The organism is Clostridium drakei (assembly GCF_000633595.2).
Classification (GTDB): domain Bacteria; phylum Bacillota; class Clostridia; order Clostridiales; family Clostridiaceae; genus Clostridium_AM; species Clostridium_AM drakei.
In genome coordinates, this window is sequence record NZ_JIBU02000018.1 from 53,801 (window position 1) to 66,462 (window position 12,662).

A 12,662-nucleotide genomic window follows, 5' to 3' on the forward strand; every position below is an offset into this window, starting at 1 on the left:
TTAATTTTAACCTTAACCTAGTAACAAAAATCAATACTAAAAATTGAGCAATTTATAATTTGCTCAATTTTTAGTATTAATTATAGAGAGGAAATAATATGGAAAAAGTTTTAGAAGTAAAGAATTTAACTAAACTCTATAAGAACGGTAGAGGTGTAAAAGATATAAATTTTGATGTTTATAAAGGTGATGTTTTTGGTTTCCTTGGACCAAATGGTGCAGGTAAAACTACTGTTATGAAATCAATTGTTGGATTAAATATGTTTGAAAGAGGAGAAGTTAAAATTTTAGGCTTTGATATAAAAAGTAAGTTCGAAAAGGCTCTAGAAAAAGTAGGAGCAATTATTGAAACAGCTGATGCTTATGAATATATGAGTGCTTATAACAATTTGAAAATAATATCTAGATTTTATAGTAATATTAAAGAATCAGATATAGATGAAATACTTGAAATGGTTGATTTAAAGGAATTTAAAAATGAGAAAGTATCTAAATTTTCTTTAGGAATGAAGCAAAGATTAGCGCTAGCTTCAGCACTTCTATCTAATCCAGAGCTTATAATTTTAGATGAACCTACTAATGGATTAGATATAGAAGGTACAGTACAAATGAGAAATTTAATAATTGGGTTAGCTAGAGAGAAACAAGTAACGTTTTTTATATCTAGCCACCTTGTGCATGAAATAGAACTTATGTGTAGTAAAGTTGCCATAATTCATAAAGGTATGTTAATAAACAAAGGAGAAGAAATTAAAAATATAAAAGAAAAATATGCCTCCTTAGAGGATTTCTATATGAATGAGATAAATAAAAGGAGGGGAGAATCTAATGAATAGCGTAAAAGCAAATATTATAAATGAGGTTCAAAAACTTTTCTTGAAGAAAAAGATAATAGTATTTTTATTAATTACAGCTATTATATGTTTTTTGTCAGCATTTTTTGTTTCAAGTATTCAAGCAAAGCTTGTATTTATAGCTTTAAATTCATTGAGTTTTCCTATGATGACTCTAAGTATATTTGCTAATATATTCTTGCCTTTATTTATATTTATGGCAGTGTCAGAATTATTTTCAGGTGAAGTTAGTGATAAATCACTGAAATTAGTTCTTATAAGGCCTATAAGTAGATTTAAGGTTTTTATTTCTAAGAATGTGGCAGTAGTTATTTATATCATCATAAATTTATTAGTTGTTTTTATTGTATCAATGGTTTCTATAATGTTTTTACATCAAGGTTTTACGATTCAAAGTATTCCACAAATTGTATTTGCTTATTTTATAGATATAATTCCAGCAGTGGTTTTAGCAATATTTGCGACATTTATAGCACAGTTTTTTAAAAGCAGCAGCGGAGCTTTAATTACATGTATCTTATCTTATATTGGAATTAAAATATTATCTATGTTTATAAAAGGTATGAATAATAGTATATTTACCTCTTATTTAAATTGGTATTCAATATGGTTAACAGGAAGCTCTAGTTTTTTAAGGAATATTAACATTCTATTTATGGTTTTATCATATGGAATAATCTTCTTTACAGTTGGCTATTATATATTTGATAAGAAAGAGGTATAAGATTACTAAAGGATTTGGTATATTTGTAATTTATGGAATTATAGCAGGATGCACTTTTATAGCTATTTACCTTTTAAGAAAATAGAAAAAAATAAGTACAAGATTTACTGATTTAAAGCTGCGGTAATTTTTGTGCTTATTTTTTTACTCATAAAACATATACATAGTATTTTATATAAACGAATTTTTAAGAAAAATCTAAGAACGTTTTAATGTAATTTTAATCTTAATAGTTAATAATGTATAACAGAATGAAAACAAATTAGATGGATAAAATTATATGTATTATGTTTTATCCTATGCATAATACATTTTAATAACGAAGGGAGAAAGATATGAGCATTATAGGAACTTTGATCAATGTAATATTGCATATTGATAAATATTTAAATGTAATAACACAGAATTATGGTGTATGGACATATGTACTTATATTTCTAATTATATTTTGTGAAACAGGGTTAGTTATTACTCCATTCTTGCCGGGAGATTCTATTTTGTTCGCAACAGGAGCACTTGCATCTATTGGATCACTTAAAATATTAATACTATTTATGCTATTTTATATGGCTGCTGTAATTGGTGATACTGTTAATTATTATATAGGGCAGAAAGTAGGAAACAAGATTCTAGAGAAGGAAAATGTGAAATATATAAATAAAGAGTATCTTAAGAAGGCTAATATTTTTTATGAGAAACATGGAGGTATGGCTATAATAGTGGGAAGATTTATACCTATAATAAGAACCTTTGTACCATTTGTTGCTGGAATAGGTGAAATGAGTTATTCGAAGTTTATTATATATAACATGTTAGGTGGCTTCATATGGGTTACATTGTTTTTAGGTGGAGGATACTTTTTGGGAAATCTACCTTTTATAAAACAACATTTCTCATATATATTAATTGCTATTATAATAATATCTATTATTCCGGCAATAGCTGCATTTATTAAAGAAAAAAGAGATGGTGATAATAATGAAGATGATGTCAGCAATACAGGATCTTGATAATTATATTCTCTTAAGTATAAAGAATAAAATGCATGGATATGTAATAGATAAAGCTATGGTGATTATAACCTATTTAGGCAATGGAGGAATCATATGGATTGCAATATCCATTTTACTAATGAGCAATGAAGAGTATAGAAATATAGGCTTTATGACTTCAGGAACGTTAATATTGAGTACTATTATTGGTGAAGGAATAGTGAAACATTTAGTTAGACGTATAAGACCATGCAACCATTTAAATGAAAATAAGCTTTTAATTTCAGAGCCTAAGTCTTATTCATTTCCGTCAGGACATACACTATCTTCTTTTGCTGTAGCAGGGGTTTTGTCAGTGTACTTTGCAGAATATAGCTTTATTTTTATAGGCATAGCATTTTTAATAGCTTTATCAAGGGTGTACTTATATGTTCACTATCCAACTGATGTTATAGCTGGAATTGTATTAGGATTGCTGTGTTCAAAGTTAGTATTTATGATTTTACAACAAGGATGTTTTCAAAAAATTATAGTAGTATGTAATTGAAAAAATATTTTAGATATGAATATGGAGTTTTTTAGATTAAAAAATAAAGTTGAAGAAAATGTATCATAAAATTAAGTAATTAAATTTTGTGCATATATAACATAAATTACGCAAATAATTTATTTGGGTGATATTATGAGTGAAAATTATGAAATCACAAATAATGAGCAAGAAAATAATAAGATAGAAAATAGAGTTTTAGATAAATCATTATACAACCTAAGTGACTATAGATCGATAGTGATATAGACTGGATTATTAATGATTTATTTTTCCTACATAGTTTATGATAATATTATGACCATGGAATATTGGGCTTTTAAAGTTTATTCTTATTTTGCTTTTCCATTTCAAGTGATATTACCTGTTATTATATGGATTTTAGCTGAGATTAAGGTAAGAAAAGCCAATAGATTAACAGCTTGAAATAATAAATTTATATAAGTATTCAATTAATAGAGAATATAAGGTGAAAGAAAAAGTTCTATCCACCTTATTATTTTTTGTCATACTTACTTGAGTTTTAAAATACAGGAAAATTTTTACAGATAAATCTAAGAAATTTTTAATGTAAATTTAATCTTAATAGTCAATAATGTATAACAGAATAAAACAAGTAATAGAAAGGACATTTTAAATATGAATATGGAGTTTTTTAGATTAATAAATAATTTAGCAAATAAAAATGCATTGCTAGATAAAATAATGATTTTCTTTTCAAAGGATGTACCTTATATATTTATGGCAGTTACTGCATTAGTGTTTATTTTAGGTGTCATTAAGAAAAATGAAGAGTTCAGAAAAGTATCTGTGAGCACAGTTGTTATTACAGTGATTAACTTAATGTTAAGTTTTATAATTGGAAGTGTGTATTATGTAGATAGACCTTTTGTGCACAATAAGGTTAATTTGCTTGTTCCACATGTTAAAGATGCATCTTTTCCAAGCGATCATGCTACAGGAACAATGAGTATAGCTTTAGGACTTGGGAAATACAATAGAATACTTGAGATAATAATGATAATACTATCAATAATTGTAGGCTTTTCAAGAGTGTATGTTGGTAATCATTATCCATTAGATGTTATTGGTGCGTATGCTATGGTTTTTATTATAAGTTATTTATATAATTTATCACTAAAAAATAAAGTTGAAGGAATTTATACAAAAATAGAAAGGCTGTTAATTAGTAAAGTAGGATTTTATAAGAGTGCAGATGAAAACATATTAAATTAAATAGTTAAAAAACTACTGGCAAACATGTTTTGCCAGTAGTTTTTTATTAGTGATAATACATCTTAAAAGTAAAGTATATACATAGAGTTTGCTGGGGATATTATAGACAAACACATTCAAATGTTACACATGGTTATAAGGAAGTGAGTTGATTGACAAAAAGATTGAAAAGTAAAAAGTCGAAGAAAACTGCAAGTACTATATTGTGTGTGATTTTATCCATATCCCTAGTAATTATAGTATATTTTTATGTTAATTGTTTACCTACAGCAATATCACTTTATGATGATGCCACTAAAAAGGTAAACTCTATATCTTATAATACCTTTCATGGTAATCAAACAACGTATTTGTATGATTCAAATAATAATGTAATCAATAATTTATACAGTTCAAAGAATTCCATATATTTAGCATACTCTAATATACCTCAGGATGTAAAAAATGCTTTTGTATCCATTGAGGACAAAGATTACTTTAAACATGGTGCCTTTAGTGTAAAAGCCAACTTTAGAGTTCTGTATTCTATCATAAAAAATAAAGGAAAAATTACACAGGGAGGAAGCACAATTACACAGCAGTTGGCAAGAAATATATTTTTAAATTTTGATAAAACTTATAAAAGAAAAGTGGAGGAAATACTAATTTCTATAAAGTTAGATCAAAAATATACTAAAGAACAAATCTTGGAATTCTATATCAATAATATTAATTTTGCCAATAGTACTTATGGTGTTGAAGCAGCATCAAAAAGATATTTTAATAAGAGTTGCAATAAACTTAATTTATCTGAAATCTGTTTTTTAGCTGCTATACCTAATGATCCCACTTATTATGATCCTATAAAAAATATTAATAATACATTGAAACGCAGAAATCTCATTTTATCATCAATGAAGGAAAATAATTATATTACAGATGCTCAGTACAATATAGCAATTAACTATAAAATTGTATTAAATCCAGAAAAGTATAATGGGAATGTGTGGGTTGAATCCTATGCTCTTGATAATGCTGCAAAAGTACTCATGAAGTTAAAGGGATTTCAATTCAAAGATACATTTAGTACACAGCAGGATAAGGATGAGTATAATAAAGATTATTCTGATGTATATAATGGATGCATAAATGATATTCGTGAGAACGGATATAAAATTTATACTTATATAGATATGAACAAGCAAAAGCTTTTACAGGATTCATTAGATAATGAATTATCAGGCTTTAATGAGCAAAATAGCGGAGTATATTCATTGCAGGGTTCGGCTGTTTCTATAGATAACAACACAGGTGCTGTTATAGCAATAGTAGGAGGTAGAACAAGTCCTAAGAAGGATTACTTGAATAGGGCATTTCAAGCTTTTAGGCAGCCCGGTTCATCTTTTAAACCTTTGGCAGTTTACACTCCTGCTTTTGAAAAAGGATATACTGATGCAACTATTATAAATGATCATTATATTGAAGGAGGTCCTCATAATGATGGTGATATTTATATGGGGGATATATCCATAAGAAAAGCAGTACAAACGTCATTAAATAGTGTTGCACATCAAGTTTTTGAGTCAATAACTCCTAATTATGGGTTATCATTTATAAAAAACATGGATTTCAGTAAAATAGTAAAGGAAGATTATACTTTATCTGCTGCATTAGGTGGTTTAACCTATGGAGTAACTCCTGTTGAAATGGCATCTGGTTATTCAACTCTTGCAAGAGGAGGAGAGTTTATTGATCCTACATGTATACGCAGCATTGTAGATAATCAAGGAAAGATTATTTATCAAAATAAAATGGAAAAGAGAAGAGTATACGAAGAATATGCAAGTTATTTGATGACAGATATTTTAAAAGGTACTTTAGAAAATACCTGGGGGACTGCTTATAATGTAAGACTTGATGGAATTACCAGTGCTGCTAAAACAGGTACAACAAATGATCAAAAGGATGGTTGGTTATGTGGCTATTCACCTTACTATACCACAGTAGTGTGGATTGGATATGATACACCAAAATATGTTTATAACTTGTATGGTGGAACATATCCAGGTGAAATATGGCATAATTATATGCAGCAAGTACATGCAGGAGTGGAAAATAAGGATTTTAATATGCCTTAGATGAATTTAAATGTTTATAAATATAAAAGTGAGTGTCTCTTTTACACTTTAAATAAAGTGTACCCTTTGTCAAGGACAATAAAAAAAAGAGTTATTTTAAATTAAGAAGATGATTTCTGTATTGTACAGGAGTCATCTTTTTTAGTCCCCATTGATATCTATAGTTATTATAGTAAAACATATAGCTTGTGATTTCTTCCTTAAGTTCACTTAAAGTTTCACATGATTTAATGTACGATTCATCTTTAAAGTGCCCAAAAAACGATTCTTGCGGCGCATTATCCCAGCAGTTACCGCGCCTTGACATGGATTGCCCTAGGCGGTAGCCTTTCACTAGACTTTGAAACTTAGGACTTGTATAGTGAGCGCCTTGATCAGAGTGAATAAATGCATCTATAGTAAGTTTAACTTGTCCTTCATTTATTAGTTTGTCTATCGTATCCGTAGCTATGTCAAGTGTCAATTTATCTGAGAGATTGTATGACAGAATTTCATTAGTAGATCCATCCTTAATTGTTGATAGATATGCTTTCTTACCATTGCCGTAAAATAAGTAAGTTATATCAGTAAGAAGCACCTTCCCAGGTGTATTTTGTTTAAAATTCCTATTTAATAAATTAGGCAGGGTGGTGTGCTCTTTGGTAGCTTTCATTATTCTTCTATAAGGATTTGCTTTTCTAATGGGACAAATAATTCCGTACTTTATCATTATCCTTCGGATACGTTTTAAATTGTATACGATTCCAAATCGACCTTCTAATGTCATTTTTATTTGTTTAGCTCCTTTTTTGCGCCCTTTAAAGTTATATGCTTTTAAAATGATATCTCTCAACATCTCATCCTTAACAGTGCGTTTATTCCTTGCTCTATGGGACTTTGATGAAAAATAATTATAGTATCCAGAACGTGATACACCTACTATTTTGCATAAATAACTAATCAAGTTTTTCAACTTATGCTTTGTAATTACCAACTTAATAAGATTGAATTTCTGTTCAGCCGGTAGGCTTATTTCTTTTTCATCATCCCCCTTTCTAACATATCGAGTTTTTTTAGTAATTCATTCTCAGCTTTAAGCAAACTAATTTGTGCCTTAAGACGTTCATATTTTTCTTCGATGGAGAGTTCCTTCTCTCTAGGCCTCCCTGAATTCTCTTTTCTGGTATCCTGTAATCCTAATACGCCTTCCTTATCGTATGCAGTACGCCATCTATAAGCTGCCATTTCTATGCGCCTTTTCCCCAGAATATTTATGTCAAATCCGTATTCTTCGAATATTAGCCTTGGAAACTTGCCTTTTCCATCCTCACTTATAAAGATGCGCTTAAATTCATCAGTATAGGTTATTCCCTTCGCGCTGACGCGCTTAACATATTTGTTCTTAGATAGTATTTCTATTTCTTCATTCGTGAATATCTTCTTGCTCATTCAACTTACTCCAATCTCTCAATCTCTGCCTGTTTTATTATAACAAAAATACCCTATAGGGTAGACTCTTTTTTCTCTGTCTACTCTATAGGGTACATTTTAAAACACCCACTTTTAAAATTTTATATAAAAAATTATCTATAATTAACTATTTGATATTTATTTTGAGCTATCTGCTGATTGAGGAGTAGTTTGGCTAGATTCTTCTGTACCTTGCATTTGTTGCACATGATGATGGTGATGATGTATTCTCGTATTTCCTTGAGAACCTGAAACTTGTTGAGTTCCTTGTTTAGCTTGAACTATTGATTGTAAAGAATTTTTAATAGCATCTGCTTGATCTTGTGTGATTGTTCCATTAGCTACAAGACTGCTTATAGGGTTTGCTGGTGTACTACTATATGCTCCTGACAAACTAGCTTGTTTTGCTGATCTAAAAGCACTCTTAATAGAATTTTCCTGATCCTGTGTAATTGTTCCACTAGCTACTAAACTATCTAATGGACTTTTAGGCGTAGTCCCTGTTGCATCTTGATTAGCTTCACTTAATGCTTGCAATCCTTCTTTACTAAATTGTGGTGAATTCTGGGATTCTGCCTTTTTATGATGATGATGCACTTTAGTTTGTCCTTGTGAATTTGAAATCTGTGTACTATTTTGAGTATACAAATTATATGAATTTGAAGTACTATTTACTGTGCTCATATTTTCAACTCCTCCGTTATTTTAAATTATTTAGTTAGAAGATTGTCCATTATTATTTTGAGAGCTTTGTCCATTGTTTTTATGTGTAGAATTTTCCTTCATCTTTTGAGTAACAGCATCAGCTTGAGCTTGTGTAATAGTGCCATCACTTACTAATTTACTTAAAGGATTAAATTTTTGCTTATTTTGAGTACTTTCCTGTTGACTACTTTGTTGATTATCCTGTGGTTTATTCTTCTGTCCATTTCCTGCAGGACGTGCTTCATATGCTGCTATAATTTTATCAGCTTGAGCTTGAGTTATGGTTCCTGCTGTTACTAAAGGTTGAATGCTATCTTGTACTTTTTTCTTCATTTGCTCTGCAGAGAGTTTATTTTTATTTTGTTTCTTGGTACTTTGAGTAGTATTATTAGTATTTCCACTATTATTGCTACTTTGACAACCTGCAAACAAGGTCATTGATACGCCAAGTACAAGTAAGCAAGTTACTGTTTTACTTAAAAAAGTATGTTTTTTCATTAATATTACCATCCTTTGCATTCTTTTTAAAGAAATTACTATTATAATTTTTAATAATGATATGTTATCCATTAAGTGTTTTGATTTTCTTAATTATAAAGGTTATTTGTGACAACATCATGACAATTTATAGGCAAAACTGAGCAATACTAATTTTTTCATTTTGTACATGATAAGACTGAGTTAAAAATGACAAAAATGAGTTGATTTAGTGGCTAAACTATGTTATCATAATCCTGGAATAAATATTATTAAACAATATATATTATTGAATAGTGTGAGAAGTTTAATAAAAGTTCATTGAAAGGAGATAAAATTGTGAAAACTTTATATGAAACAACAATAATTAATGTAGGAGCAAGGAAAGGTAGAGTTTATTCACCAGATATGTCTTTTAAATTAGATGTAGCTATGCCAAAAGAATTAGGTGGAGAAGATACAACATTAACAAATCCAGAGCAGCTTTTTGCAGCTGCATATAGTACTTGTTTTAATGGTGCATTGGAAGTTGTTTTACAAAAAACTAGAACAAAGTTTGAAAAAACTACTGTTTCAGCAATTGTATCCTTAAAAGAAGATCCAGAAGATAAAGGGCTAAAAATAGCTGTAAAATTGCAAGTATCAATTGATGGATTAGAAAAAGAAAAAGCTTTAAAATATGTAAATATAGCACATAAGAACTGTCCTTATTCCAAAGCTATTAAAGGAAATGTGGATGTAGAAATAGAAGTAATATAATAGATAATATATTATTTAAAACAAAATTCAGGAGGTTACAAAATGAAAAAGGATTTACTAGAAAAAGGAGCAATATTGCAAAGGGATAAGGAAACATATAGTATTGCACCACATTTAACTGCAGGAATTGTGACACCAGAGGTTTTAAGAACTATTGCAGATGTAGCTGAAAAGTACAATGCAGCAGCTGTTAAGGTTACAGGAGCTCAAAGAATTGCATTAGTTGGCTTAAAACAAGAAGATTTAGATAGTGTTTGGAAAGATTTAGACATGGACCCAGGTGCAGCAATTGGGCTATGTGTAAGAAGTATAAAAATATGTCCAGGTACTACTTTCTGTAAAAGAGGACTTCAAGATTCAGTAGCAGTTGGATCAAAGTTAGATAGCTTATATCATGGAAAGGAATTACCTAATAAGTTAAAGATAGGTGTAAGTGGATGTCCTAATAGCTGTGCAGATAGCGCCTTTAAGGATATAGGATTAATAGGTGGTGGAAAAGGTTGGATGCTATATGTTGGTGGAAAAGGTGGAGCTAAGCCAAGAATAGCAGATAGAATAGCACTTTCTGTATCAGAAGAAAAAATATATGATTTAATAGAGAAAGTTATTCAAGTATATAGTGAAAATGCAGGAACAAGAGAAAGATTAGGAGATTACATAGACAGATTAGGATTAGAAGCGTTCAAAGAACAAATAGACATTAATAGTTATTTATAAAATAGAATTAAACGTTAATATAGGTTCTATCTCAAAATTCACATTACATACATTTTGAGATAGAACCTTATATATATTCACAGCTAAAAACTTATTAAAAGTATTTTAGTTAACTGGTGGAACAAATACTCTTGCAGCTAACTCAGAGTCTAGCATATACAGTGCTGCCATATCATTTTCTATTCTTTTCAATTTCTTAATAATTGTGTTGAAATTTTTCTCTTCTTCAACTTGTTCGTCTATAAACCACCTTAGTAAGCTTAAAGTAGCATGTTCTCTTTCTTCAAGTGCAATATCAGAAAGGTTATAAATCCTCTTAGTCACAGTTTTTTCATGTTCCAATGAATGTTCAAAAGCATCTAAAGGTGATTCAAAATCCACAGGAGGATTTTCAAATCCTTTTAGTAACACTCTTCCTTCCATTTCATTTACATAATTATAAAATTTCATTGCATGAAACTTTTCTTCTTCAGCTTGAACTGTAAAAAAGTTTGCAAAGCCGTCTAAATCAATAGATGAAAAGTAAGCGGCAATTGATAAGTAAAGATGTGCAGAGTAAAATTCAAAATTGATTTGGTCATTTAAAGCTTGAGCTAAGTTTTCACTAAACATTTAATCAACTCCTTCTTCATTTTGTATATTAAATAATAAAATACTACATATTAAAGAGTATATTCAAGTAATTTTTATAATAAGTTTACAATAAATAATTTAATCAGTCAATATCAGATGATAATCTTTATTAATTGTGATAATATTTATTTATAGAAGAACAATAACATTGAAGGGGGAGGCAAGTTATGAGTACAAAGAAGAAAAGAGGATTATTTACTGGAGAACATAAACCTAAGTTTATGGCTCTGGATTTCATTAAATACATAGGACCAGGATTAATAGTTACAGTTGGCTTTATCGATCCGGGAAATTGGGCATCTAACCTTATGGCTGGGTCAACTTATGGATATTCACTTTTATTTACTGTCACACTTTCAACGATAATGCTTATTATACTTCAGCATAATGCAGCACATCTTGGCATAGCTACAGGATACTGTCTGTCTGAGGCAGCATCCATTTATTTAAAGCCTTGGCTTAGCAGAAGTATTTTGGTAACAGCAACACTTGCAGCTGCTTCAACTGCAATGGCGGAAATACTTGGTTCAGCAATAGCACTTAATATGTTATTTAAAATACCAATAAAGCTTGGTAGTGTCATGACTTTAATATTAATTGTATGGATGTTATTTACTAATTCCTATAAAAAACTTGAAAAGTGGATAATTGGATTTGTTTCTCTTATAGGTATCTCTTTTATTATTGAACTTGCATTTATTAATGTAGATTGGGGAAAAGCTGTAGTAAATTGGGTTACACCTAATTTTCCTAAAGGTGCTATGCCTATAATAATGAGTGTCATTGGTGCTGTGGTTATGCCTCATAATTTGTTTCTTCATTCAGAAATAATACAAAGCAGGCAGTGGAATTTAAAAGATGAAGCAATAATTGAAAAGCAATTAAAATATGAATTTGCAGATACCTTATTTTCTATGATAATAGGCTGGGCTATTAATAGTGCTATGATCTTGATTGCAGCAGCTACATTTTTTTCTAATAAAATAAACATAACTGATCTTGGGCAAGCTAGACAAATGCTGGAACCATTATTAGGTAAAGGAGCAGCAGTGATATTTGCAATTGCACTATTATTTGCGGGTATATCTTCTACAATAACTGCGGGAATGGCAGCAGGAAGTATTTTTGCTGGCATATATAAGGAACCTTATGACATAAATGACACACATACAAAAATAGGAGTTGGAGCAACATTAATTACTGCAATTTTAATTATATTTTTCATAGAAGATCCATTTAAAGGCTTAATTTATTCACAAATGTTTTTGAGCATACAATTACCTATTACGGTATTTCTGCAAATATATTTAACTTCATCGAAAAAGGTAATGGGCAAATATTCTAATGACGTATTTTCTAAAATAATTTTGGGAATAATTGCAGTTATAATAACAATTTTAAATTTAATGCTGATATTAAATGTATAAGTAAGTTTTATATTTAATTATGTAA

13 protein-coding genes are annotated in these 12,662 nt (G+C 29.3%); 9 read left to right on the forward strand and 4 right to left on the reverse strand.

The features are described 5' to 3' along the window. The first annotated feature begins 98 nt into the window (after positions 1-98). The 6 genes from EG57_RS0209630 (at position 99) to EG57_RS0209655 (ending at position 6,470) form a co-directional block, all read left to right on the forward strand. Positions 99-836: an ABC transporter ATP-binding protein gene (locus EG57_RS0209630; RefSeq protein WP_032077020.1), complete on the forward strand. Its 738-nt coding sequence runs from the start codon at positions 99-101 to the stop codon at positions 834-836. Continuing rightward, entirely contained in the window at positions 829-1,578 is a 750-nt protein-coding gene (locus tag EG57_RS0209635; RefSeq protein ID WP_032077021.1) for an ABC transporter permease, read from the forward strand. The genes EG57_RS0209630 and EG57_RS0209635 overlap by 8 nt, the downstream gene beginning before the upstream one ends. Before the next feature lie 335 nt (positions 1,579-1,913). Next, entirely contained in the window at positions 1,914-2,588 is a 675-nt protein-coding gene (locus EG57_RS0209640) for a DedA family protein (RefSeq protein ID WP_032077022.1), read from the forward strand. After that, positions 2,557-3,117, forward strand: coding sequence for a phosphatase PAP2 family protein (locus tag EG57_RS0209645; RefSeq protein ID WP_341350112.1), 561 nt, complete (start codon positions 2,557-2,559; stop codon positions 3,115-3,117). Before EG57_RS0209640 ends, EG57_RS0209645 begins: the two co-directional genes overlap by 32 nt. A gap of 639 nt (positions 3,118-3,756) precedes the next feature. After that, positions 3,757-4,353, forward strand: coding sequence for a phosphatase PAP2 family protein (locus tag EG57_RS0209650; protein WP_032077023.1), 597 nt, complete (start codon positions 3,757-3,759; stop codon positions 4,351-4,353). Positions 4,354-4,505: 152 nt separating this feature from the next. Continuing rightward, complete coding sequence (locus EG57_RS0209655) at positions 4,506-6,470, forward strand: transglycosylase domain-containing protein (protein WP_052037815.1); 1,965 nt, start codon at positions 4,506-4,508, stop codon at positions 6,468-6,470. 91 nt (positions 6,471-6,561) lie between these two features. On the opposite strand, the gene EG57_RS25805 is transcribed toward EG57_RS0209655, so the two are convergent. From EG57_RS25805 to EG57_RS0209675, 3 genes are all read right to left on the reverse strand, one after another. Continuing rightward, positions 6,562-7,898, reverse strand: a protein-coding gene (locus EG57_RS25805) for an IS3 family transposase (protein WP_108849483.1) whose coding sequence is annotated in 2 segments (ribosomal slippage) — positions 6,562-7,511 and positions 7,511-7,898 — 1,338 coding nt in all. Because the reading frame shifts where the segments join, the coding sequence is not laid out codon by codon here. A gap of 159 nt (positions 7,899-8,057) precedes the next feature. Then, the gene (locus tag EG57_RS25410; protein WP_052037816.1) at positions 8,058-8,603 is read right to left on the reverse strand and encodes a hypothetical protein; all 546 of its coding nucleotides are present in this window, start codon (positions 8,601-8,603) and stop codon (positions 8,058-8,060) included. A gap of 30 nt (positions 8,604-8,633) precedes the next feature. After that, complete coding sequence (locus tag EG57_RS0209675; RefSeq protein ID WP_032077026.1) at positions 8,634-9,122, reverse strand: hypothetical protein; 489 nt, start codon at positions 9,120-9,122, stop codon at positions 8,634-8,636. Positions 9,123-9,440: 318 nt separating this feature from the next. On the opposite strand from EG57_RS0209675, the gene EG57_RS0209680 reads away from it, so the two are divergent. Then, the gene (locus EG57_RS0209680; RefSeq protein WP_032077027.1) at positions 9,441-9,860 is read left to right on the forward strand and encodes an organic hydroperoxide resistance protein; all 420 of its coding nucleotides are present in this window, start codon (positions 9,441-9,443) and stop codon (positions 9,858-9,860) included. Positions 9,861-9,902: 42 nt separating this feature from the next. Beyond that, the gene (locus EG57_RS0209685; RefSeq protein ID WP_032077028.1) at positions 9,903-10,577 is read left to right on the forward strand and encodes a nitrite/sulfite reductase domain-containing protein; all 675 of its coding nucleotides are present in this window, start codon (positions 9,903-9,905) and stop codon (positions 10,575-10,577) included. A 105-nt stretch (positions 10,578-10,682) separates the two neighbouring features. Here the strand turns inward: EG57_RS0209685 and EG57_RS0209690 are convergent, their stop codons facing one another. Further along, positions 10,683-11,189, reverse strand: a complete 507-nt coding sequence (locus EG57_RS0209690) for a ferritin (RefSeq protein WP_032077029.1) — start codon at positions 11,187-11,189, stop codon at positions 10,683-10,685. A 188-nt stretch (positions 11,190-11,377) separates the two neighbouring features. Here EG57_RS0209690 and EG57_RS0209695 point away from each other — a divergent pair, with 188 nt between their 5' ends. Beyond that, positions 11,378-12,637, forward strand: a complete 1,260-nt coding sequence (locus EG57_RS0209695; RefSeq protein ID WP_032077030.1) for an Nramp family divalent metal transporter — start codon at positions 11,378-11,380, stop codon at positions 12,635-12,637. Positions 12,638-12,662: the final 25 nt, after the last annotated feature.

What these genes read in the sequence shown, in the direction of transcription:
- EG57_RS0209640 (WP_032077022.1), top strand. Translation starts at nt 1,914, where the DNA reads ATGAGCATTATAGGAACTTTGATCAATGTAATATTGCATATTGATAAA.
- EG57_RS0209635 (WP_032077021.1), top strand. Translation starts at nt 829, where the DNA reads ATGAATAGCGTAAAAGCAAATATTATAAATGAGGTTCAAAAACTTTTC.
- EG57_RS0209645 (WP_341350112.1), top strand. Translation starts at nt 2,557, where the DNA reads ATGAAGATGATGTCAGCAATACAGGATCTTGATAATTATATTCTCTTA.
- EG57_RS0209685 (WP_032077028.1), top strand. Translation starts at nt 9,903, where the DNA reads ATGAAAAAGGATTTACTAGAAAAAGGAGCAATATTGCAAAGGGATAAG.
- EG57_RS0209690 (WP_032077029.1), bottom strand. Translation starts at nt 11,189, where the DNA reads ATGTTTAGTGAAAACTTAGCTCAAGCTTTAAATGACCAAATCAATTTT.
- EG57_RS25410 (WP_052037816.1), bottom strand. Translation starts at nt 8,603, where the DNA reads ATGAGCACAGTAAATAGTACTTCAAATTCATATAATTTGTATACTCAA.
- EG57_RS0209650 (WP_032077023.1), top strand. Translation starts at nt 3,757, where the DNA reads ATGAATATGGAGTTTTTTAGATTAATAAATAATTTAGCAAATAAAAAT.
- EG57_RS0209675 (WP_032077026.1), bottom strand. Translation starts at nt 9,122, where the DNA reads ATGAAAAAACATACTTTTTTAAGTAAAACAGTAACTTGCTTACTTGTA.
- EG57_RS0209695 (WP_032077030.1), top strand. Translation starts at nt 11,378, where the DNA reads ATGAGTACAAAGAAGAAAAGAGGATTATTTACTGGAGAACATAAACCT.
- EG57_RS0209630 (WP_032077020.1), top strand. Translation starts at nt 99, where the DNA reads ATGGAAAAAGTTTTAGAAGTAAAGAATTTAACTAAACTCTATAAGAAC.